Source organism: Agromyces mariniharenae, from assembly GCF_008122505.1.
GTDB classification, from domain to species: Bacteria; Actinomycetota; Actinomycetes; order Actinomycetales; family Microbacteriaceae; genus Agromyces; species Agromyces mariniharenae.
On record NZ_VSSB01000001.1, the window covers coordinates 21,956 to 44,012 of the forward strand.

The window sequence follows — 22,057 nt, forward strand, 5'->3', positions numbered from 1 at the left end:
GGTGGCGTGGAAGCGGAGTGCAATCGACCCGGTAACCTTGATGAAGCGGTATGCGCGGGTGGGAGAATCTCCACTTTCGTACCGGGGACTGGCCCCGGGCCCGCAGTAGTCTAACAGAGGATGTCTGTGAGCAACAGTTCAGACGAGTCCACCGTCGCCGACGCCACCCGCGACATCGCCGAGGTCCCCGCCGTGGAGGTCATCACGACCGCGGCCGTGCACCTCATGAGCGCCGCCGCCGTGAAGGTGGGCCTCGCCGACGACCCCGCGTCGCAGGTCGACCTCGACGAGGCGCGCAAGCTCATCAACGCCCTCGCGGGGCTCATCACGGCCGGCGCGCCCGAGATCAGCGACATGCACGCGCGGTCGCTGCGCGACGGGTTGCGCTCGCTCCAACTCGCGTTCCGCGAGGCCTCGCCCATCCCAGACGCGATCGGCCAGGGCCCCGGCGAGAAGTGGACGGGTCCGGTCAGCTAGGTCTGGCAGCTCGGGCACCAGTAGGAATCGCGGAGCTCGACGTCGTTGCGGCCGAGGCGGCCGTGCTCGATGGCCGTGCCGCACCGGCGGCAGGGCTCGCCGGCCCGACCGTAGACCCAGAGCCGCTCGCCGCGACGGTCGTTGCCGGTGGTCGTGCGCGCGATGCGGTCGCGGTTCGCGACGATCATGCGCCGCGCGACGTCGACGAGCGGCGGCACGTCGACCGTGGCGGTCGCACGATCGGGGCGGATGCCGCGCACGAAGCACGCCTCGTTGACGTACACGTTGCCGAGGCCCGCGAGGTTGCGCTGCTCGCCGAGCGCGACCGCGATCGGCACGTCGGCCTTCGACGCGATGCGCGCGGTCGCCTCGGCCGCGTCCCAGTCGGGTCCGAGCACGTCGGGCCCGAGGTACGCCATCCGGTCGGCCTCCTCGCTCGCCGGGAACACCTCGAGCACCCCGAGGTCGAACCCGACCGCGACCGCTCCGGGCACCGCGACGACCGCGCGCGCCTGGAAGCCCGGACGCGTCCAGCGCTGGCCGGGGCGGTAGACGCGCCACTCCCCCTCCATCTTCAGGTGCGAGTGCACGACCTGGTCGCCGATGCGCATGAGGAGGTGCTTGCCACGGCTGGCCACCGAGTGCACGGGCTGCCCCGCCAGGTCGACCGTCGCGTAGGCGGGCACGCGGAAGTCCGTGCGCTCGACCGTGCGTCCGGTGAGCGCCTGGTCGAGCCGACGGGCGGCCTGGTAGACGGTGTCACCCTCGGGCATCGAACCGCAGCCCCCTCGGCGTCTCGCGGAAGCCCGCCGCGCGCAGCGCCGGGTCGAGCACCGAGCCGTAGACGTTGGCGCCGTTCACCGTCTCGACCCGCAGCCGCTCGGCGCGCGCACGCCGGAGCGCGTCGGCCAGCGCGGTCGCGGAGGCGCCGAGCAGCTCGGGGTCGTCGGTGAACGCGAGCGCCGTGCGGCCGCCGCGCTCGAGGTAGAGCGTCGCCGCCCCGTCGACCATCGTGACGAACGCGCCCGCCTTGCGCGCGGGGCGGTGGGTGCCGTCGCCGGGCGGCTCGGGCCACTCGAGTGCCGCGCCGAACGGGTTGGCCGGATCGGTGGCCGCGAGCGCGATCGCGCCGCTCGCCGGCTGGGCGCGGAGCCGGTCGACGGCAGCGGTCGTCGCGAACTGCGCGCCGCCGAGCCCGTCGACGAAGTACCCGCGACGCACGCGCCCCGAGTCCTCGAACGCGGAGAGCGAGCGGTAGGCGAGCGCGAAGCCGCCCACGATGCCCTCGGCCACGACCGAGCCGCGGGTGACGACGCCGTAGCGCTCGAGCAGCGTCTCGCCCAGCGCCTGCGCGCGCGGGGTGGCGGCCGAGGTCGCGAGCGGGACGACCGACCATCGTCCGGCGGCGTGCGCGGGGTTCGCCGCCGCGCGGGCCGCGCGATCGGACGTGACGGATGCCGCGAGCGCGCGCCGGGTGAGGGAGCGGCCGCGCATCCTCGCGCGCGGTGCCGGCGCGCGGGTCTTGTGCGCGCCGCCGCCGGCGAGCAGCCCGCGGACGGGCGCGAACGTGTCGTTCGTCACGAGTCCGGCCCAGACGAGCCGCCAGAGCGCCTCGATGACCGCGCGGTCGTCGTCGGCGCCGACGGCTTCGACGAGCTGGCGGAAGAAGTAGCCGCCACCACCGCCGAGCACGGCGAGGAGCTCGGCCTCGAGCGGATCGAGCGGACCCGCCTCGGGCGGCGGCAGCGTGAGCGCCGCGGTCTCGGCGAGGTGCAGGCTGATCCAGCCGTCGTCGCCGGCAAGCGTGCCGGCCCCCGCCCAGAGCACCTCGCCCGACGCCGTGAGCTCGTCGAGCATGCCGGGGCGGTAGTCGTCGACGCGCGCGGGCAGCACGAACGCCTCCCACGCCGACGCCGGGATGCGGACGCCCTCGAGCTGCTCCACGACGGCGGCGACCCCGTCGACGCCGTGCAGGCGACCGCCGACGTGCTGCCAGTCGGGCAGGAAGCGGGCGAGCTGGCGGGGCTCGACGGGCTCGACCTCCTCGCGCAGCGCGGCGAGCGAGCGACGCCGGATGCGGCGGAGCACGCCGGCATCGCACCACTCGAGCCCGGCGCCGCCCGGCAGGAACTCGCCCTCGACGACGCGGCGCTCGGCGGCGAGCCGCCCGAGCGCGGCACGGGCGACGGCCTGGCCGATGCCGAAGCGCTCGGCGACCTGCGGCGTGGTGAACGGGCCGTGCGTGCGTGCGAAGCGACTCACGAGGTCGCCGAGCGGATCGCGCACCGACTCGCCGAACGCCTCGGGCAGCCCGGGCGGGATCGGCACGCCGAGCGCGTCGCGGAGGCGCGACACGTCTTCGACGGCGACGACCCAGTCGCGGCCCGCGAAGCGCACGCGTGCCGCGCGACGAGCGGCGACGAGCGCGTCGATCGCCGCAGCGGAATCGGTCTCGTCGTCGACGCGCTCGGCGATCTCGTCGGCGGCGAGCGGCCCGAGCCCCTGGAGCAGGTCGACGACCCCCTCGTCACCGCGGGCCCGGCGCTCGGGGTCGAGGCGCTGCAGCATCCGCTCGGTCTCGACCACCACCTCGGGGTCGAGGAGCTCACGGAGCTCGACGGTGCCGAGCAGCTCGGCGAGGAGCGCCGGGTCGAGGGAGAGCGCCGCGGCGCGCCGCTCGGCGAGGGGGGCGTCGCCCTCGTACATGAACGCGCCCACGTAGCCGAACAGGAGGCTCGCGGCGAAGGGGCTCGGCGACTCGGTGCTCACCTCGACGAATCGCAGCTGCCGGCGCTCGATGCGCTCGGCGATGCGCGTGAGGGCGGGCAGGTCGTAGACGTCTTGCAGGCACTCGCGCACGGCCTCGAGGAGGATCGGGAAGTCGGGGTAGTCGCGCGCGACCTCGAGCAGCTGCGAGGCGCGCTGGCGCTGCTGCCAGAGCGGCGAGCGGCGGCCGGGGTTGGTCTTCGGCAGGATGAGCGCCCGCGCGGCGCACTCGCGGAACCGCGAGGCGAACAGCGCCGAGCCGCCGACGTGCTGCGTCACGATCTGGGCCAGCTCGGCCGGTTCGAACGTGAAGAGCTCGGCGCCCGGCGGGTCGTCGCCCGTGTCGGGCATGCGGAGCACGATGCCGTCGTCGCTCGCGACGGCGTTCGCGTCGACGCCGAGCTCCTCCTGGACGCGTGCGCCGATCGCGAGCGCCCACGGGGCGTGCACGCGCATGCCGTAGGGCGAGTGCAGCACGATGCGCCAGTCGCCGAGCTCGTCGCGGAAGCGCTCGACCACGAGGTTGGCGCCGTCGGGCACGACCGTGGTCGCCGCGCGCTGGTCGTCGATGAACGCGACGAGGTTCTTGGCGGCGCGTTCGTCGAGCCCGGCCGCACGGCTGCGCACGAGCGCGTCGGACGTGGGCGCGCCCGCGAGCTCGGTGATGAACCCGCCGATCGCCTCGCCGAGCTCGGCCGGGCGCCCGATGCCGTCGCCCTTCCAGAACGGCAGGCGGCCCGGCTCGCCGGCGGCGGGTGCCACGAGCACCCGGTCGTGCGTGATCTCCTGGATGCGCCAGCTCGTTGCGCCGAGGGCGAAGACGTCGCCGACGCGGGATTCGTAGACCATCTCCTCGTCGAGCTCGCCGACCCGCCGGCCGGGGCCCGCCTCGCCGATCATGAACACGCCGAACATGCCGCGGTCGGGGATGGTGCCGCCGCTCGTGACGGCGAGCCGCTGCGCGCCGCGCCGGCCCACGATGGTGCCGGCGTCGCGGTCCCACACGATGCGCGGCCGCAGCTCGCCGAACCGGTCGGACGGGTAGCGCCCCGCGAGCAGGTCGAGCGTCGCGTCGAAGGCCGACCGCGGCAGGGCCCCGAAGGGTGCCGCGCGGCGGACGAGCTCGAACCAGTCCTCGACGTCCCACTCGTCGAGTGCGGCGGCGGCGATGGTCTGCTGCGCGAGCACGTCGAGCGGATTCGCCGGGATGCGGAGCTCCTCGATCGCGCCCGCGATCATCCGCTCGGCCGCGACGGCGGAGTGCAGCACGTCGGCGCGGTGCTTCGGGTAGATGAGCCCCTTCGACACCTCGCCGACCTGGTGGCCCGCGCGCCCGATGCGCTGCAGGCCGCTCGCGACCGACGGCGGCGACTCGACCTGCATGACGAGGTCGACCGCGCCCATGTCGATGCCGAGCTCGAGGCTCGAGGTGGCGACGACGCAGCGCAGGCGCCCGCCCTTCAGGTCGGCCTCGACGAGGGCGCGCTCCTCCTTGCTCACCGAGCCGTGGTGGGAGCGGGCGATGATGGGCTCGGCGCCGCCCGTGAGCCCCGAGGCGCCGGGAAGCTCGGCCGGCGGTCGGCCGGTTCGGCCGGCAGCGGGCCAGCCGACGGATGCCGCGGCCTCGACGGCCTCGGCGGGCGCGTTCCGCTCCTCCCACAGCTCGTTGAGCCGCGCCGTGAGGCGCTCGGCGAGCCGCCGCGAGTTGGCGAACACGATGGTCGACCGGTGCGCGAGGACCTCGTCGAGGATCGCCTCCTCGACGTGCGGCCACACCGTGCCCGCGCCCGTCTCGCCGGCGAGGTCGGACAGGTCGTCGACGGGCACGCGCACCGAGAGGTCGAACTTCTTGCCCGACGGCGGTGCCACGATCGCGACGGGCCGGGTGCCGCACAGGAACCGCGCCACCTCCTCATGGGGGCGCACCGTCGCGGAGAGCCCGACCCGCTGCACGGGCCGGCCGACGAGTGCGTCGAGCCGCTCGAGCGAGAGCGCGAGGTGCGAGCCGCGCTTCGTGCCCGCCATGGCGTGGATCTCGTCGACGATGACCGTCTCGACGCCGCGCAGGGTCTCGCGCGCGGCGGACGTGAGCATGAGGAAGAGCGATTCGGGCGTGGTGATGAGGATGTCGGGCGGGTTCGTCACGAGCGTGCGGCGCTCGGCCGGCGGCGTGTCGCCCGAGCGCACGCCGACCGTGACCTCGGGCACCTCGACCTCGAGTGCGGCCGCCGTGCGGGCGATGCCGACGAGCGGCGCCCGCAGGTTGCGCTCGACGTCGACGCCGAGGGCCTTCAGCGGCGAGAGGTAGACCACGCGGGTGCCGTGCGACGCGACGGGCTGCTCGAGCCGTTCGTGGTGGAGCCGGTCGATCGCCCAGAGGAACGCGGCGAGCGTCTTGCCGGAGCCAGTGGGCGCGACCACGAGCGCGTGGTCGCCGCGCGCGATCGCCTGCCACGCCCCACGCTGCACCTCGGTGGGCGCGGCGAACGATTCGGTGAACCACGCCCGCGTCGCGGGCGAGAACGCCTCGAGCGCCTCGGCCATCCCCCCATTCAACCGGATGCCGCCGACATCGCGGCCGGTGTGGGCAACACGGCGCGGGCGGCGCGCGGCCTACCCGCCCGCGCGCACCGCGGCGAGCGCCCGCTCGACGGCGTCGACCGTGCGGCGGACCTGCGCGGCATCCGTCTGCCAGTTGCTCACCGAGAACCGCACGACCGCCCGGTCGTGCCATCGCGAGGTCATGGCGAGCACCTCGCCCTCGTCCCACAGGCGTTCGCTGAGCGCCTCGGTCGCGGCGTCGTCCTCGAGCGCGATGCAGACCTGGGTGAACACCACCTCATTGAGCACCTCGACCCCGGGCAGGCGGCCGACGCCCTCGGCGATGCCGCTCGCGGCATCCGACAGCTGCTCGACCAGCGCGGCGACACCCGTGCGACCCATCGTGCGGAGCACCGCCCAGGTCGGCACGCCGCGCGCCCGACGCGAGAGCTCGGGCGCCTTCTCGTGCGGGTCGGCGCCGACGTCGGTGGCCTGCAGGTAGCTCGCGTGCATGCTCATCGCGCGGTGCATGGCCTTCGGGTCGCGCACGATGGCGAGGCCGCAGTCGTACGGGACGCTGAGCGTCTTGTGGGCGTCGGACGACCAGGAGTCGGCATCGTCCATGCCCGCCACGAGGTGCTGGAGCTTCGGCGAGGCCGCGGCCCACAGGCCGAACGCGCCATCGACGTGCACCCAGGCCCCGGCGGCGTGCGCGACGCGGATCGCCGCCGTGAAGTCGTCGTAGGCGCCCGAGTGGATGTTGCCGGCCTGCAGCAGCACGATCGCCGGGCCGGTGCCCTCGGCGAGGGTGCGCTCGAGCTCGTCGACGCGGATACGACCCTGCTCGTCGCTCGGCACGACGATCGGGCTGCCGAGGCCGAGGTAGCGCGCGGCGAGGTCGTTGGTGCCGTGCCGCTCCTCCCCCGCGATGAACCGCACCTTCGGGCCCCCGGCCAGGCCCTGCGTCTCGGCGTCCCAGCCGGCGCGGCGCAGCACCTCGTCGCGTCCGGCGGCCATGCAGGTGAACTGCGCCATCGTGGCGCCCGTCACGAAGCCCACCTCGCTGCCGGCGGGGAGCCCGAGCAGGTCGACGAGCCATTCGCCGGCGAGCTCCTCCACGGCGACGACCGCCGGCGTGACCACGCGCAGGCCGGTGTTCTGGTCCCACGCCGAGACGATCCAGTCCGCGGCGAGCGCGACGGGCTGCGTGCCGCCGATGACCCAGCCGTAGAAGCGCGGCGAGCCCATCGCCATGAGGCCGGGCTCGGATGCCTCGGCGAGCAGGTCGAGCACCTCGGTCGCCGGCTCGCCCGACTCGGGAAGGTCGCGTCCGAGGCGTTCCTTCACCTCGTCGGTGCCGAGCCGCGGCGGGATCGGCCGTTCCCGGATGCCCGAGACCCAGGCCCGGGCGTGGCGTTCGGCGACGTCGAGCACATCGTCGTAGGGCGACGGCGCTGCGAGCGAGGGCGCTGCGAGCGAGGGCTCTGCGATGCGACCGGAGTCGCCGGGCTCGACCATGAGTCACCTGTCCTCCGCGCGCCTGGCGCGCGCCTTTCGATTCTGCTCCGAGGCCCGAGGGCGGTCAACGACCCGGACGGGGGGGCGCCGATCAGCAGGTCACGTCGCCGGGCGGCACCACGCCGTCGACGAGGTACGCCTCCACCGTGGCATCCACGCAGGCGTTGCCCTTGTTGTAGGCCGTGTGCCCGTCGCCGTTGCGGGTCACGAGGATGCCGCTCTCGAGCTGCGACGCGACGGCCACCGCCCAGGCGTAGGGCGTCGACGGGTCGTTCGTGGTGCCGAGCACGAGGATTGGCGCGGCACCGGGCGCGGTGATCGCGGCCCTCGGCTGCTCGGCGTGATACGGCCACGAGAGGCACGACAGGTCGCCGAACGTCAGGTAGACCCCGAGGTACGGGGCGAGCGTGTCGAGCTCGCGCGCCAGCGCCTTCATCTGCTCGACGTTGTTCTGGTACTCGAAGTCGAGGCAGTTGACGGCGCGCAGCGCCTCCATCTGGTTGGTCGCGTACTGCCCGTCGGGCGTGCGGCCGTAGTAGCCGTCGGCGACGGTGAGGGCGGTGTCGGCCTGCATCGCGAGCACCGTGGTGAACACCGAGTCGAGCACGGGCCACGTGGTCGCGTTGTAGAGCGGCGCGGCGATCGCGATGAGCAGGGTCTCGGCCGTCAGCACGCGGCCGTCGGTCGACGGGATCGGGTTCTTCCTGACCGCGTCGAGGATGCCCCGGACCGCCGCCATGCCGTCGTCGACCGTTCCCTGGAACGGGCACGTGGCCGCAGGGATGCACGTCGCGAGGTACGAGCGGAGCGACGTCTCGAAGCCCTGGGCCTGGGCGAGGGTGATCGCGGCGTGCCCGAGGCTCGGGTCGATCGCGCCGTCGAGCACCATCCGTCCGACGCGGTCGGGGAAGGTGCCCGCGTACACGGTGCCGAGGTAGGCCCCGTACGAGTACCCGAGGTAGTCCAGCTGCTCCTCCCCGAGCGCCGCGCGCAGCATGTCGAGGTCGCGCGCCGTGCTCAGCGTGTCGACGTTCGCCAGCAGCGGGCCGGACTTCGCCAGGCAGGCCTGGCCGAACTTGTGGGTGAGGTCGTTCTGGGTGGTGATCCACTCCTCGGAGCCTCGGGAGCCGCGCGGATTGCCGTAGAGCAGCTTGTCGAGGTCGTCGGGCTCGAAGCACGACACGGCGGTCGAGCGGCCGACTCCGCGCGGATCGAAGCCGACGATGTCGTAGCGGTCCTGCAGCCCCTCGGTCGCGGTCACGTCGATCGCCCGGGCCACGGCGTCGAATCCGGATGCCCCGGGGCCCCCGGGATTCACGAGCAGCGTGCCGGCCTTCTCGGTGCGCGCCGGCTGCCGGATGAGCGCGAGCTCGATCTCGCCCGCCGAGGGGTCGTCCCAGTCGAGCGGCGCCATGGCCGTGGCGCACTGGAACTCCTCGCACTCGTCCCAGGCGATGACCTGCCCGTAGAACGGCTCGAGCGCTGCATCGACGTCCTCGCCGGTCGGCGTCGACTCGTCGACGACCGGGAAGAACAGCGAGAGACCGCACCCGCTCAGGGCCACCGCGATCGCCGACGCCGCGGCGAGCGCGACGGCTCCCTTGCACACCCCCACCATGGCCCCCAGTATCGCCGGGCGCGTCGGCTCATGCGTGACCCTCGTTCGGGGGGTGTTCGACGCGCCCCCCGTTCCGCCCCGGAATGGCGGCGATGTACCCCGACGATTCCGCTCCTGTACCCCGAAACGGGGGTGTCAACCCTGTTGCCGCCCCTCTGGCCCCGCGGGATACTCGTCACGTTGCGGCGCCCGCCTTGCGGCGACGACCCGGTCCGGGGCGCCACACCTGAGGGGGCTCAGTCGGGTGAAGTCTTTCGTGCTCGGCATCGACATCGGCACGAGTTACACCGCCGCTGCGATCGGCCGGCGTGCGCTCGATGGGTCGATGGCCTACGAGCCGTTGGAGCTCGGCACGCGCAAGGCCGCCGTGCCGACGGTGGTGTACCTCGGCGAGGACGGCGGCGTGGTCGTCGGCGAGCCCGCCGAGCGGCGGGCCATCGATCATCCCGAGCGCGTCGTCCGGGAGTTCAAGCGCCGGATCGGCGACGAGACGCCGATCATCGTCGGCGACCTGGGCGTCGCACCCGAGGACCTGTTCGCGGTGCTCGCACAGTGGGTCGTCGAGCGCGCTGAGGCGCACGAGGGCGCGCCGCCCGACGTGATCGCAGTGTCCCACCCGGCTTCGTGGGGCGAGCACCGGATCGGCCTCGTCCGAGGCGCCCTCGCCGGCGTCGGCCTCGCGGGCGTCGTGCTCGTGAGCGAGCCCGAGGCCGCCGGACTCCACTACCTCGCGCACGAGAAGGTGGACGACGGCGCGGCGATCGCCGTCTACGACCTCGGCGGCGGCACCTTCGACGTGGCGCTCCTGCGCAAGCGCGAGGACGACGCCTTCGCGCTCATCGGCACGCCGACGGGCATCGAGCGCCTGGGCGGCGCCGACTTCGACCAGCGGATCTTCGAGCACGTGCGCGAGCTCGCATCGAGCGCGTTCGCCGACGTGGACGAGACGGTGCCCGACGGTGCCCTCGCGCTCGCCCGGGTGCGGCGCGAATGCACCGACGCCAAGGAGGCGCTGTCGTTCGACGCCGAGACCGTGGTCCCCGTGCTCCTGCCGAAGGGGCAGGCCCGGGTGCGCCTCGTGCGGTCGGAGTTCGAGCAGATGATCGACGGCTCGCTGCGGTCCACCGTGGCGACGTTGCGCTCGGCCATCGCCGACGCCGATCTCGAGCCCGAGGACGTGAGCGCCGTGCTGCTCATCGGCGGCTCGTCCCGCATCCCCGTCGTCACCCAGCTCCTGTCGGCCGAGCTCGAGCTGCCCGTGGCGGTCGACGCCGACCCGAAGGCCTCCATCAGCCTCGGTGCCGCGGTGGCCGCCGCACGACTGCTTCCCGCTGCTGCGGCCGTCGCGGCATCCGACCCCGGCACCGCGCACGCGGTCGAAGCGGATGCCGCGCCGCCGGCGGTGCCCATCGCCGCGACCCCGGCCGCCGAGTCCCGCCGCATGTCGATGGGTCTCCGCGCACTCGTGCTCGCCGGCGTTGCTGCGGCACTGCTCGCGATCCTGATCCCGATCACGCCGCTCGCCGCCGGGGATCGGAGCGAGCAGGGCGGCGAGCCCGGAGGATCGGGCGAGCAGAGCGACGGCCTCCCCGCCGGCCGATACGTGTTCGGCTCCGCGGTGCCCCTCGCCGCCATCGGCGGCGGCGCCGACGCGGACGCCGGAGGCGGCACGGATGCCGCGCCCGACTCCGATCCGGCCGCACCGCGCCGGGCGGTCGTCCAGGCCGACAGCGCGACGCCCGCGACCGGAAGCCCCACGACCGGCACCACGACGCCGCAGGACGACGTCTCGCCGGCCGGATCCGGCACCACCGATCCCGCACCGAGCCCCGAGCCCGAACCCACGCCGCCCAGCCCCTCGCCGGAACCGACGCCCGATCCCGTCCCCGAGCCCACGCCCGATCCCGTCCCCGAGCCCACACCCGACCCGTCGCCCGCGCCTGTCGCCGACCCGTCGCCGGAGCCCGAGCCCGCACCCGACCCCGTGCCGGAGCCCGAGCCGGCGCCGGCGCCATGACGCGGCCGTCCTCGGACGACGCACGGACCGCCGTCTCGAACGACGCCGCGGTCGAGGCCGACGCCCTCGCCCGACGCATCGTGGGCGGGGCGCATCCGGTGCACGTCGGCATCCTCGGAGCCGGCGGCTCCGGCAAGTCGACGCTCCTCGGCGACCTCGCGGCGACCCTCCGCGCGCACGGGCTCCACGTGGTCGACGACGTCGAGGCCACCGACCTTCCCGACGCGACGGAGCGCGTCGCGTTCCTCGTCGACGATGCGCACGGACTCACGGACGACGAACTCGGGCGGCTGCGCGCGCTCGTCCGCGACGACGGCCCGCACGTCGTGGTCGCGTTCCGCCCGTGGCCGCGGTCGACGGCGATGGCGAAGCTCGCCGATCGGCTCGGCAAGCGCGGCACCGTGCTGGCGCTGCATCCGCTGACCTCGGCGCAGGTGCGGCGACGCGGGGCCCAGCTCCTCGGCACGGAACCGCCGACCGACGCGGCGGCCCGCGTGCTCGAGCTCACCCGCGGCAATCCGCGACTCGTGGACGCCGCGTTCGCCGCGGGCGCCGACCACGACTGGGCCGCCGGACCGGTGCTGCCGGCCGAGTCGCTGCAATCGATGCGCGACGAGCTCGACGGCCTCGACCCCGAACTGCACGAGTACCTGGCCGCCCTGGCCGTCGGCTTCTCGACGGCGGGGGCCGCGTTCGCCACTGCGCCCCGCTTCGCGGCGGCCGACCTCCGCTCCCTCGCCGCAGCGGCGCGGGCGAGCGGGCTGGTCGCGCCCGACGGCTCGCTCGTCCCGCTCGTGCAGGCGGCCGTCCTGCAGGGAGCGCCGCCGCACGAGCTGTGGACGCTGCGCCGCGAGCTCGTCGACGCCGTCGACGCGGCGGGGGCGCAGCTCGGCGACGCCGCGCTCGAGCTGGCACGCCAGGACTTCCGCGACCCGCGGGTGCTGGCCGCGCTGCGCGCGAGGGGCGACGAGCTGCTCGAGGCGGATCCCGACGCCGCCCGCGAGCAGTACGCCGCGCTCATCGACCTCGGCGCGGAGCAGCACCCCATCGCCGGGCGGCTGGCCCAGGCGGCGTGGGCGGCGGGCGACGTCGCCGCCGCGGAACGCCTGGTCGACCTCGGGCTCGGGCGAGACGCGCCCGACGACCTCGCCCGAACCGTCGCCGTCGCCGCCGCGACATGGGCACGGAAGGGCATGCTCGGCCGCAGCGCCGACGCGTGCCGCACCCTCGCGGCCGTCGACGGCTCGATCGCGCCGATCGCGGCGATCTGCCTCGCCGGCGTTGGCGACGTCGCCGGAGCCCGCGCGACCGTGTCCGATGCGCCCGACGTCGAGTACCCGACCTCGGGCCAGGTGGCGCTGCGGCTGACGGCCGACGGCATCCTGGACGCGCTCGACGGCTCCTCCGACCTCGCGCTCTCGTCCCTCCTGCAGGCGTCGAGCCTCATGAACGAGTCCGCGACCCTCGGCCCGCTCCCCGAGGCGCCCGCGATGCTCGCCGCGCAGGTCGCCCTCAATGCGGGCGAGCTCGACCTCGCGGACGAGGTGCTCCAGGGCGCGATCGGCGCGTCGCAGGGCGGCCCGGCCTTCGACGCGCGGCTCCGGCTCATGCGGGCGTTCGTCGCGCTCCGCGCGGATCGTCCCGCGCGTGCGCGGGAGCACCTCGAGTCGGCGATCTCGGCGACTCAGCCGCTCGGTCTCCGCGACGAGGTGCTCGCGCACGCCGTGCGCGTCGGGCTCGCCCGCCGCACCGACGACCTCGCCGCCCTCCTCCGCGGTTGGGCGGCGGCCCGCGAGGCCATCGCCCGGATGCCCATCGACCTGTTCGCACTGCCGGCACTGGCCGAGCTCTCGGTCGCCGCCGCCCGCCTGCACGAGACCCGCCTGCTGGAATCGCAGCTCACCGCGGCCGGGGACCTCCTGGACCGCGCCGGCCGGCCGGCGTGCTGGTCGGCCGGCCTGCACTGGGCGGGGATCGAAGCGGCGATCCTGCTCAACGACCCCGAGGCGGTCGAGCGGCACGCGAACGCGCTCACGGATGCCGCGCCGGGCGGTCGCACGGCCGAGCACCTCGCCCGAGCCGGTCGGACGTGGGCGGCGGCGATCGCCGGCGACGTGGTCGTCGAGCGCGTGGAGCAGGCCGCACGCGACCTCGCCGCCGCCGGCTACCCGTGGGATGCGAGCCGGCTCGCGGGCCACGCCGCAGGTCGCGCGTCCGAGCACCGGGACACCCTCCAGCTGCTCGCCCTCGCCCGCAGCCTGCATCCCGACGAGGAGCGACCGGATGCCGGCGCAGAGCCCGACCCCGAGGCGAACGGCGCGCAGCGCGACGACGGCCTCCTGAGCGCACGCGAGCGCGAGGTGGCGAGGCTGGTGCTCGAGGGCAAGACCTACGCGGAGATCGGGAACGCCATCTTCATCTCGCCGCGCACCGCCGAGCACCACATCGCGCGCATCCGGCGACGCCTCGGCGTCACCACCCGCTCCGAGCTGCTCGCGAGGCTGCGGGTGGCGCTGGAGGAGGACCCCGGGCAATAGCGCTTCGGAACGTCCCCCGATCCGCACGTGCCCCGCACCCGGTCCCGTCATCCCGGCGAGCCGGAATCCGCCGTCGTGTCCCCCGCGATCCCCTAACGCCGCGCGCCGAAACCCCCATCGGCCCCCCGCCGCATGGGGGGACATGACCCGATGCCGCGACGCCGGCCGCGCGACAGGCTTGCTCGTGGGGGCCGGCGTCGATGTCGGTCATCGAACCGATACCTCGAAGTGGAGGGGAAACATCATGACGAACATCACGACGGCACTGCTGGACTTCCTGATGGACCTGCTGAAGAGCCCGCAGGCCGGCGCCGATTTCGCCGCCGACCCTGACGGTGCGCTCCAGAGCGCCGGTCTGCAGGGCATCTGCGCGGCGGACGTCGACGCGGTCCTGCCGGTCGCGCTCGACTTCTCGCCGGTGGGCAACCGCGAGTACGACACGGGCGGCAACGAGATCAACTCCGCGGCGGCCGGCGGCGGCGGTGGCGGCGGCTGGAGCGGCGGCGGCGGTGGCGGCGGCTGGAGCGGCGGTCACGGCGGCGGCGGTGGCGGCGGCTGGTCCGGCGGTCACGGCGGCGGCGACTACGCAGCGGCCAAGGCGAAGCTGCTCAGCGTCGTGAACAACTACTCCTACATCGACGACCGCGACGTCATCCAGGACCAGTCGGTCAACCAGAACATCTGGGCGAACGGCGACGTGAACCAGGTGTTCGAGAACGAGGCCAACAACATGGGCGACGGCAACATCGTCGCCGGCGGCAACGTTGCGGTGGGCAACACCGAGTTCGACCTGGACGTCGACATCGACGACTCGTTCAACGAGGAGAACGAGCTCGAGATCGAGGACTCGTTCAACGACAACTCCGACAACTCGACCGACAACTCGACGAACGTCGTCATCGAGGACTCCTTCCAGGACAACTCGGTCGAGATCGAGGACTCCTTCCAGGACAACTCGACCGAGGTCGACATCGAGGACTCGTTCCAGGACAACGACGTCGACGTCGACGTCGACATCGAGGACTCCTTCCAGGACAACTCGGTCAACGACTCGTTCAACGACAACGTCGTGGTCGAGGACTCGTTCCAGGCGAACGACAACAACGTGGCCGTCGACTCGTTCAACGACAACGTCGTGGTCGACGACTCGCTGAACGACAACACCGTGGTCGACGACTCGCTCAACGACAACGTCGTGGTCGACGACTCGCTCAACGACAACGTCGTGGTCGACGACTCGCTCAACGACAACGTCGTGGTCGAGGACTCGCTGAACGACAACAACGTCGAGACCGGCCCCGGCGACCAGGTCGACGTCGATGTCGAGGTCGACGACATCACCCTGTAATCACCTGCCGGCTGCGGCCCGGTGCGGGACATCCCGCACCGGGCCGTTCCGCTGCGTATCTGGTTGAATCGAAGGAACTCGAAGGGGAGGGCATCGAGTGCATCAGCTGATCGAACTCGTGGACCAGGGCATCGCGCTGGCGGGGAGCGGCGATCGGGCCGACCTGCGGCGCCGGCTCGAGCAGACCAGGGAGCGGATCCTCGATCCGAGCGTGCGGGTCATCGTCGTCGGCGAATTCAAGCAGGGCAAGAGCCAGTTGATCAACGCACTCGTGAACGCGCCCGTGTGCCCCGTCGACGACGACATCGCGACGGCCGTTCCCACGAGCGTCCGCCACGGCGAGACCTCGGCGGCGTGGGTGGTGCCGCAGCGCGCCGACGGCGGGCCGGTCGACGCGGAGGGCCGGCCACGACGCATCCCGGTGCCGATCGGCGATCTCCCCCGCTACGTGTCCGAGCGCGCGAAGCCGGGTGGGGAGCCCGAGGTCCACGCCGCCGAGGTGGAGCTGCCGCGGAAGCTCCTGCGCGGCGGGCTGACCCTCATCGACTCCCCCGGCGTCGGCGGGCTCAACTCCGCGCACGCGCTGACCACCCTCGCGACGCTCCCATCGACGAACGCCATGCTCTTCGTCTCCGACGCCTCGCAGGAGTACACCGAGCCCGAGATCCAGTTCCTCCGGCACGCCATGCGGATCTGCCCCAACGTCGCGTGCGTGCTCACCAAGGTCGACATGTACCCCCAATGGCGCCGGGTCGAGGAGCTCGATCGCGCGCATCTCGCGGCCATCGACCCCGACATCCGCCTGTTCCCGGTCTCGTCCAACCTCCGCCTCGCGGCGATGAAGGCCGAGGATCCCGAGCTGAACATCGAGTCGGGCTTCGCCGACCTCACCGCCTACCTGCGGCGCGACATCGTCGGGCGAGCGGAGCTCCTGCAGCGCCGCTCCTCCGCCGTCGACCTGGTCTCGACGACGGAGCACCTCCGGTTGTCGATCGACACCGAGATGAGCGCGCTCGTCAACCCCGAGAAGACGCCCGAGATCATCGCCGAGCTCGAGGCGACGAAGGGTCGCGCCGACGAGCTCCGGCGCAACTCGTCGCGCTGGCAGATCACGCTCAACGACGGTGCGACCGACCTGATCTCCGACATGGAGCACGACCTGCGCGACCGCATGCGGCAGATCCAGCGCGAGGCCGAGGACGCCATCGACGAGGGCGACCCCGGCCCCGTGTGGGACCAGATCGTGGAGTGGTTCGAGCAGCGCGTCTCCTCGGCCGTGACCGACACGTTCGTGTGGACGCAGGAGCGTGCGCAGTGGCTCTCCGCCAAGGTGGCCAGGCACTTCACCGAGGACGAGATCTCGCTGCCGACCATCCACGTCGACGACACCCGCGACGTGCTCGACCCCGTCGCCGATATGGCGACCCTCGAGTCCGGCCGCCTCGGCGCCATGCAGAAGTTCTACATCGGGCTCAAGGGCTCGTACGGCGGCGTGCTCATGGTGGGCATCATCACCGGCATCGTCGGCATGTCGATCATCAACCCGCTCTCGCTGGCCGCCGGGGCGGTGATCGGTCGCAAGGCCTACAAGGACGACACGGCGGCCCGCCTGCTGCGGCGTCGCACCGAGGCGAAGGCGCTGATCCGGCGGCAGGTCGACGACGTCGTCTTCCAGGTCGGCAAGCAGTTGAAGGACCGGCTCCGCCTCGTGCAGCGCATCACGCGCGACCACTTCACCGCGATCGCCGACGAGCACCACCGGTCGCTGGCCGACTCCGTGCTCGCCGCGCAGAAGGCGGCGACGATGTACGCCAACGAGCGCGACCGCCGCGTGGCCGACCTGAAGCGCGACCTGCAGCGGGTCGATGCGCTGTCGGCGCGGGCGCGGGCGATCGAGTCCGCCGCCGCGGCCGCACAGGCCGCAGCGGATGCCACGACACCGACCGGCCGCGAACGCGCCGCCGCGGCATCCGCCGGCTCGTCGACCCGCTCGACGATCGAGGTCGGGCGGGCGTGACCGCAGCGCTCCTCGATCAGACCCGCGCGCTGCTGGATGCCGCGGCCGACGAGTACCGCGACGACCCGGCCGCCCTCTCGCAGCTCGAGGAGCACGCGACGCGGCTTCGCGACCCGCTGCGCGTCGCGTTGGCGGGCATGGTCAAGGCGGGCAAGTCGACGCTCCTGAACGCGATCATCGGCGAGGAGATCGCGCCGACGGATGCCGCGGAATGCACGAAGGTCGTCATCTGGTACCGCCACGGCACCGCGCCCCGCATCACGATGCACCTCGCGTCGGGCGCCGAGCGCACCCTGCCCGTGCGGCGCATCGAGGGTCGGCTGCAGATCGACCTCGACGGCACGCCGCACGAGGACATCGACCGGATCGTCGTCGAGTGGCCCTCGCGGCGGCTCGAGGAGGTAACCCTCATCGACACGCCGGGCATCGCCTCGCTCTCGACCGAGATCTCGGCCCGGTCGGCGGCCTTCCTCACGCCGACCGAGTCGCCGCCCGAAGCCGACGCGATCGTCTACCTGATGCGCCACCTGCACTCCGCCGACCTCGGGTTCCTCTCCGCATTCCACGACACCGCGGTCGGGAGATCGCGCACGGTCAACGCGATGGCGGTGCTCTCACGTGCCGACGAGATCGGCGCCGGGCGCATCGACGCCCTGCTCTCCGCGCGCACGATCGCCGAGCGCTACCGCACCGACGGCGCGCTGCGATCGCTCGCACTCGACATCGTGCCCATCGCGGGGCTCGTCGCGCAGTCCGCCCGCACCCTGCGCGAGCACGAGTTCGAGGCGCTGCGCGAGCTCGCCCGGCTCGGCCGCGACGCACGCGAGCGCATGCTCGTGTCGGTCGACCGCTTCGTGCGGGCCGACGCGGGCATCGACGTGAGCCCCGACGCGCGGCGGAACCTGCTCGATCGGTTCGGGATGTTCGGGATCCGGATGTCGACGGTCGCGATCCGGTCGGGCTGCGACGACTCGACCGAGCTCGCCGACGAGCTGTACCGGCGCAGCGGCCTCGAGGAGCTCGTGCGGCTCGTCGGCGACCAGTTCCGCTCCCGCGCCGACGTGCTGAAGGCGCGCACCGCCCTCGCCGCGCTCGGCGCCCTCGTGCGCGACCGGCCCCGCCCCGAGGGCTCACGCCTGCCGGCCGCGATCGAGCGGCTCGAGTCGAACGCGCACGAGCTCCGCGAGCTCGCGCTCCTGTCGACGGCTCGCACGACCGGCCTCGACCTGCCGCCCGACGAGGCCGCAGCGGCCGAGCGGCTCATCGGCGGCGCGGGCACGTCGCCCGAGCGACGCCTCGGGCTCCCCGACGGCGTCGGCGCCGACGAGGTGCGGGCGGCCGCGATGACCGCGCTGGGGCGCTGGCGGGCGCTGGCCGGCAGTCCGCTGCTCGATCGTGCCTCGGCGGAGGCCTGCGACATCGTGACCCGCTCGTGCGAGGCGCTCGTGGTCGCGACGGCGCCCGCGTCAGTCGAGCGTCGCCAACTGCGCCTCGTCCTTCATCCGGAACCACCGGTGGGCGGAGGGGGCGAGTGAGCACACCCACGCGGCGAATGCGACGACGAACCCCCCGACGAGCAGGAGCTGCACCGGCACGGCCAGGTCGCCGACCGCGAGGAACGCCGACCCCATGAGCACCACGCCGGCCTGGAGCGCCAGCGCGATCAGCAGCAGCCACCTCGCGCCGCCGCGACGGTTCATCATGAACGCGAGCAGCGCCGCCTCGACGGCCACGACGACGCCCATCCCGGCGAGGCTCGCCCAGTAGACGACGTCGACGATGGCGCCGACCTCCGACTCGTCGTACGTCGGCGACAGGCGCCCGATCACCTCGGTCAGCTCGGTCGTGACGGCCCCGTGCGAGAGGAAGGCGAGGAGCACGCCGACCGCGCCGAGCACGAAGCTCAGAAGCCAGAGCGACCGCGACGTGCGGATCGACCGCGGCGGCGGGAGCGGGCGCAGCACGGGCGGCTTCGTTCGGTCGGACATGACCGGTCGTGCCGGCGGCGGCACCGCGTCGGGGTCGTCGTCGGGCACGAGCGGGCGGTAGCGCGGGTCGTCGGGATCGGTCTCCCGCTCGATCGCGGCATGGTGCGTCGGCCCGCGCGACCCGTCATCGGCCCCCTCGACGTCGTGCTCCGGATGCCGCGACTCGCCGTCCCCGATGGACCTGTCCCCCATGAGCGCCAGCCTACGGCAGCGCGGTCGCGGTCACGCGGAGGCGTCGCCGACGCCGTCGGCCGGGCCGACGAGCCGCACCGCGAGCGAGTCCACGAGCGTCGCGATCGCGTCGTCGGCGGCCCATCTCGCGGCCAGGCGCTGCAGCACGGCGTCGAGCTCGGCGCGGGTGAGCCCGCCGACGAGCTCGAGGCGCACCACGAGCTCGGGGCCCGCGAGCCGCGCGCCCGGATCCCCGGCGGACAGCTCGACGCCGAGCACGGCCAGCTCCGTGCCGATCGACCGCTCGAACGCGGCCTGCACCACGTCGGACTCGAACGGCGGCGTCCACGCCTGCGACTGGGCGACGGCCCAGACGGCCGGCCGCCGGAGCACGAACTCGCCTGCGGAGCCCGGGTCGAGCACCACCAGGTCGGTGCCGTCGTCGGCCGCGGCGAGCGCGACGCGCACCCCGTCGGCGGGCACGGGCCGGGCGACCGGGTTCCACGCCGACATCGCGTCGACCGAGGCGAACACGGGCAGGACGCGACGTCCACCAGGGCCCTCGACCGTGACGATCGAGAGCTCCTGGCTCTTGTCGACCGCGAGGCCGCCCGCGCCGACCTCCGCGCCGCCGTCGCCGAGGTCGGCGAGGAGCGGGATCAGCAGGCGCGCGGGCCCGAACGCGGCGACCACCTCCGCCTGCCCGCCCTCGCCCGCGCGGAAGCGGCGGACGGCGGCGGCGAGCGCCTCGGGCGCGCGTCCGTCGTCGGCGGCGTGCGGATTGGGCTGGAACGAGCGTCCGGCCCACGGCACGCCGGCGGAGTCGGTCGCGGCCGGGTCGTGGCGGACGGCGTCGTCGTCACGGCCGGCGGACGCGGCATCCGCCCGCCCGTCGACGGGGTCAGCGGCCGGCGACATCCAGGGCCTCGGCCAGCGTGAACGCGCCCGCGTAGAGCGCCTTGCCGACGATCGAACCCTCGAGCCCGAGCGGCACGAGCTCGCGAAGCGCCGCGATGTCGTCGAGGCTGGAGACGCCGCCGGAGGCCACGACAGGCCGGTGCGTGCGATCCATGATCTGGCGCAGCAGGTCGAGGTTCGGGCCCTGCAGCGTGCCGTCCTTGGTGACGTCGGTCACGACGTAGCGAGCGGCGCCCGCCTCCTCGAGGCGGTCCATGACCTGCCAGAGGTCGCCGCCGTCCTTCGTCCAGCCGCGGGCCGCGAGGGTCGTGCCGCGCACGTCGAGGCCGACGGCGATGGCCTCGCCGTACTGGGCGATGACGGATGCCGCCCACTCGGGGTTCTCGAGCGCCGCGGTGCCGAGGTTGATGCGCTTCGCGCCGATCTCGAGCGCGTGCTCGAGCGACGCGTCGTCGCGGATGCCGCCGGACAGCTCGACGTTCACCCCGCGCACCTGGCGGATGACCTTCTTCAGGATGCCCGCGTTGGAGCCGCGGCCGAAGGCGGCGTCGAGGTCGACGAGGTGGATCCACTCCGCCCCCTGGTCGGCCCAGTCGGCGGCCGCGTCGACCGGGTCGCCGTAGTTCGTCTCGGTGCCGGCCTCGCCCTTCGTCAGGCGGACGGCCTTGCCCCCCGCGACGTCGACTGCCGGAAGCAGCACGAGACGGGGGGTCTTGTTGAACTCACTCATCACTGTCCTCGTATCGGTGGCTGTGAGGCACCACAGCGGCACAGTCACAGCATCCTAGTCGGGTCGCGCGCCGGCGGCCCGTGGATGACGCCCCCCGCCGGCCCCGGTGCGCCCCGCAGGTCAGCCGAGCGTGCCCAGCCAGTTCGCGAGCAGCCGGATGCCGGCCTCGGACGACTTCTCGGGGTGGAACTGCGTCGCCGACAGCGGGCCGTTCTCGACCGCCGCGAGGAACGGGCCGCCGTGCTCCGACCAGGTCAGCCTCGGCTGCGGGAACGGCGGGACCACGTCGAGGAGCCACTCCTGCGCGGCGTAGGAGTGCACGAAGTAGAACCGCTCGTCCTCGATGCCCTCGAACAGCACGCTGCCGACGTCGGGACGCACCGTGTTCCAGCCCATGTGCGGCAGCACCGGCGACGGCAGCTCGGTCACGACGCCCGGCCATTCGCCGAGGCCCTCGGTGTCGACGCCGCGCTCGACGCCGCGGTCGAACAGCACCTGCATGCCGACGCAGATCCCGAGCACCGGGCGCCCGCCTGCGAGCCGCCGGTCGATGATCTCGTCGCCCCGCACGGCCCGCAGCTGGTCCATGACGGCCTTGAACGCCCCGACGCCCGGGACGACGAGCCCGTCGGCCTCCATTGCGGCGGCGCGATCCGCCGTGACCTGCACCTCGGCGCCGGCGCGTTCGAGCGCCTTCGCGGCCGAGTGGATGTTGCCCGAGCCGTAGTCGAGCAGCACCACGCGGCGCGTCGCGGTCACAGGGCGCCCTTCGTCGACGGGATGCCGCTGACGAGCGGGTCGAGGGCCTTCGCCTGGCGGAAGGCGCGGGCGAACGCCTTGAACTCGGCCTCCGCGATGTGGTGCGGGTCGCGCCCGGCGAGCACGTTGACGTGGACCGTGAGGCCCGCGTTGAACGCGATCGCCTCGAACACGTGGCGCACCATGGAGCCCGTGAAGTGGCCGCCGATGAGGTGGAACTCGAATCCGGCGGGCTCCCCCGTGTGCACCAGGAACGGGCGGCCCGAGATGTCGACCACGGCCTGCGCGAGCGCCTCGTCGAGCGGCACGAGCGCGTCGCCGTAGCGGGAGATGCCCCGCTTGTCGTCGAGGGCCTCGCGGATCGCCTGGCCGAGCACGATGCCGACGTCCTCCACGGTGTGGTGCACGTCGATCTCGATGTCGCCGCGGGCGCGCACGGTGAGGTCGGTGAGCGAGTGCTTCGCGAACGCGGTGAGCAGGTGGTCGTAGAACGGCACCGTGGTCTCGATGTCGCTACTGCCCGAGCCGTCGAGGTTCAGCGACAGGTCGATGCTGGACTCGCTCGTCTCGCGCTGCACGCGTGCGGTGCGCGGGGCGCCGGGAGTGGTCATGTCGTCATCCTATTCGGGCGCGCTGGGCGCTCGTCGGGGCG

The 22,057-nt window shown here is 73.7% G+C and carries 15 protein-coding genes; 6 read left to right on the plus strand and 9 right to left on the minus strand.

Going from position 1 to position 22,057, the window contains the following annotated elements; genetic code table 11:
- Positions 1-126: 126 nt before the first annotated feature.
- The gene (locus FYC51_RS00110) at positions 127-477 is read left to right on the plus strand and encodes a DUF1844 domain-containing protein (RefSeq protein WP_420797205.1); all 351 of its coding nucleotides are present in this window, start codon (positions 127-129) and stop codon (positions 475-477) included.
- Here the strand turns inward: FYC51_RS00110 and FYC51_RS00115 are convergent.
- The 4 genes from FYC51_RS00115 to FYC51_RS00130 form a co-directional block, all read right to left on the minus strand.
- Entirely contained in the window at positions 474-1,250 is a 777-nt protein-coding gene (locus FYC51_RS00115) for a DNA-formamidopyrimidine glycosylase family protein (protein WP_148731623.1), read from the minus strand. The genes FYC51_RS00110 and FYC51_RS00115 overlap by 4 nt on opposite strands.
- Positions 1,237-5,787, minus strand: coding sequence for an ATP-dependent helicase (locus FYC51_RS00120; RefSeq protein WP_148731624.1), 4,551 nt, complete (start codon positions 5,785-5,787; stop codon positions 1,237-1,239). Before FYC51_RS00120 ends, FYC51_RS00115 begins: the two co-directional genes overlap by 14 nt.
- Positions 5,788-5,856: 69 nt before the next feature.
- The gene (locus FYC51_RS00125) at positions 5,857-7,302 is read right to left on the minus strand and encodes a pyridoxal phosphate-dependent decarboxylase family protein (protein ID WP_148731625.1); all 1,446 of its coding nucleotides are present in this window, start codon (positions 7,300-7,302) and stop codon (positions 5,857-5,859) included.
- Positions 7,303-7,393: 91 nt separating this feature from the next.
- Complete coding sequence (locus tag FYC51_RS00130) at positions 7,394-8,920, minus strand: alpha/beta hydrolase (RefSeq protein WP_148731626.1); 1,527 nt, start codon at positions 8,918-8,920, stop codon at positions 7,394-7,396.
- 244 nt (positions 8,921-9,164) lie between these two features.
- On the opposite strand from FYC51_RS00130, the gene FYC51_RS00135 reads away from it, so the two are divergent.
- The 5 genes from FYC51_RS00135 to FYC51_RS00150 all read left to right on the plus strand — a co-directional run bounded on the left by FYC51_RS00135 (position 9,165) and on the right by FYC51_RS00150 (position 18,374).
- Positions 9,165-10,937, plus strand: a complete 1,773-nt coding sequence (locus FYC51_RS00135) for an Hsp70 family protein (protein ID WP_238476144.1) — start codon at positions 9,165-9,167, stop codon at positions 10,935-10,937.
- Positions 10,934-13,474, plus strand: a complete 2,541-nt coding sequence (locus FYC51_RS00140; RefSeq protein WP_148731628.1) for a LuxR C-terminal-related transcriptional regulator — start codon at positions 10,934-10,936, stop codon at positions 13,472-13,474. The genes FYC51_RS00135 and FYC51_RS00140 overlap by 4 nt, the downstream gene beginning before the upstream one ends.
- 244 nt (positions 13,475-13,718) lie before the next feature.
- Entirely contained in the window at positions 13,719-14,822 is a 1,104-nt protein-coding gene (locus tag FYC51_RS19065; protein ID WP_187432424.1) for an IniB N-terminal domain-containing protein, read from the plus strand.
- Between the two features lie 97 nt (positions 14,823-14,919).
- Positions 14,920-16,839 carry a dynamin family protein gene (locus FYC51_RS00145; protein WP_148731630.1) on the plus strand — a complete coding sequence of 640 codons (1,920 nt, stop codon included), beginning with the start codon at positions 14,920-14,922 and terminating at the stop codon, positions 16,837-16,839.
- Complete coding sequence (locus tag FYC51_RS00150) at positions 16,836-18,374, plus strand: dynamin family protein (protein WP_238476145.1); 1,539 nt, start codon at positions 16,836-16,838, stop codon at positions 18,372-18,374. The genes FYC51_RS00145 and FYC51_RS00150 overlap by 4 nt, the downstream gene beginning before the upstream one ends.
- On the opposite strand, the gene FYC51_RS00155 is transcribed toward FYC51_RS00150, so the two are convergent.
- The 5 genes from FYC51_RS00155 to hisB form a co-directional block, all read right to left on the minus strand.
- Entirely contained in the window at positions 18,306-19,019 is a 714-nt protein-coding gene (locus tag FYC51_RS00155) for a hypothetical protein (RefSeq protein WP_148731632.1), read from the minus strand. The two genes, FYC51_RS00150 and FYC51_RS00155, sit on opposite strands and share 69 nt — an antisense overlap.
- Before the next feature lie 30 nt (positions 19,020-19,049).
- Positions 19,050-19,916, minus strand: a complete 867-nt coding sequence (locus FYC51_RS00160) for an SseB family protein (protein ID WP_148731634.1) — start codon at positions 19,914-19,916, stop codon at positions 19,050-19,052.
- The gene (priA, locus tag FYC51_RS00165) at positions 19,900-20,646 is read right to left on the minus strand and encodes a bifunctional 1-(5-phosphoribosyl)-5-((5-phosphoribosylamino)methylideneamino)imidazole-4-carboxamide isomerase/phosphoribosylanthranilate isomerase PriA (RefSeq protein WP_148731635.1); all 747 of its coding nucleotides are present in this window, start codon (positions 20,644-20,646) and stop codon (positions 19,900-19,902) included. The genes FYC51_RS00160 and priA overlap by 17 nt, the downstream gene beginning before the upstream one ends.
- 120 nt (positions 20,647-20,766) lie before the next feature.
- On the minus strand, positions 20,767-21,405 hold the full coding sequence (gene hisH, locus FYC51_RS00170; protein ID WP_148731637.1) for an imidazole glycerol phosphate synthase subunit HisH: 639 nt from the start codon (positions 21,403-21,405) through the stop codon (positions 20,767-20,769).
- Positions 21,402-22,016, minus strand: coding sequence for an imidazoleglycerol-phosphate dehydratase HisB (gene hisB, locus FYC51_RS00175; protein ID WP_148731639.1), 615 nt, complete (start codon positions 22,014-22,016; stop codon positions 21,402-21,404). The genes hisH and hisB overlap by 4 nt, the downstream gene beginning before the upstream one ends.
- Between the last annotated feature and the right edge of the window lie 41 nt (positions 22,017-22,057).

Excerpts from the sequence above, each read along its gene's own strand:
- FYC51_RS00115 (WP_148731623.1), bottom strand. The coding sequence starts at position 1,250 with ATGCCCGAGGGTGACACCGTCTACCAGGCCGCCCGTCGGCTCGACCAG.
- FYC51_RS00120 (WP_148731624.1), bottom strand. The coding sequence starts at position 5,787 with ATGGCCGAGGCGCTCGAGGCGTTCTCGCCCGCGACGCGGGCGTGGTTC.
- FYC51_RS00125 (WP_148731625.1), bottom strand. The coding sequence starts at position 7,302 with ATGGTCGAGCCCGGCGACTCCGGTCGCATCGCAGAGCCCTCGCTCGCA.
- FYC51_RS00130 (WP_148731626.1), bottom strand. The coding sequence starts at position 8,920 with ATGGTGGGGGTGTGCAAGGGAGCCGTCGCGCTCGCCGCGGCGTCGGCG.
- FYC51_RS00140 (WP_148731628.1), top strand. The coding sequence starts at position 10,934 with ATGACGCGGCCGTCCTCGGACGACGCACGGACCGCCGTCTCGAACGAC.
- FYC51_RS19065 (WP_187432424.1), top strand. The coding sequence starts at position 13,719 with ATGACGAACATCACGACGGCACTGCTGGACTTCCTGATGGACCTGCTG.
- FYC51_RS00155 (WP_148731632.1), bottom strand. The coding sequence starts at position 19,019 with ATGGGGGACAGGTCCATCGGGGACGGCGAGTCGCGGCATCCGGAGCAC.
- FYC51_RS00160 (WP_148731634.1), bottom strand. The coding sequence starts at position 19,916 with ATGTCGCCGGCCGCTGACCCCGTCGACGGGCGGGCGGATGCCGCGTCC.
- priA (WP_148731635.1), bottom strand. The coding sequence starts at position 20,646 with ATGAGTGAGTTCAACAAGACCCCCCGTCTCGTGCTGCTTCCGGCAGTC.
- hisB (WP_148731639.1), bottom strand. The coding sequence starts at position 22,016 with ATGACCACTCCCGGCGCCCCGCGCACCGCACGCGTGCAGCGCGAGACG.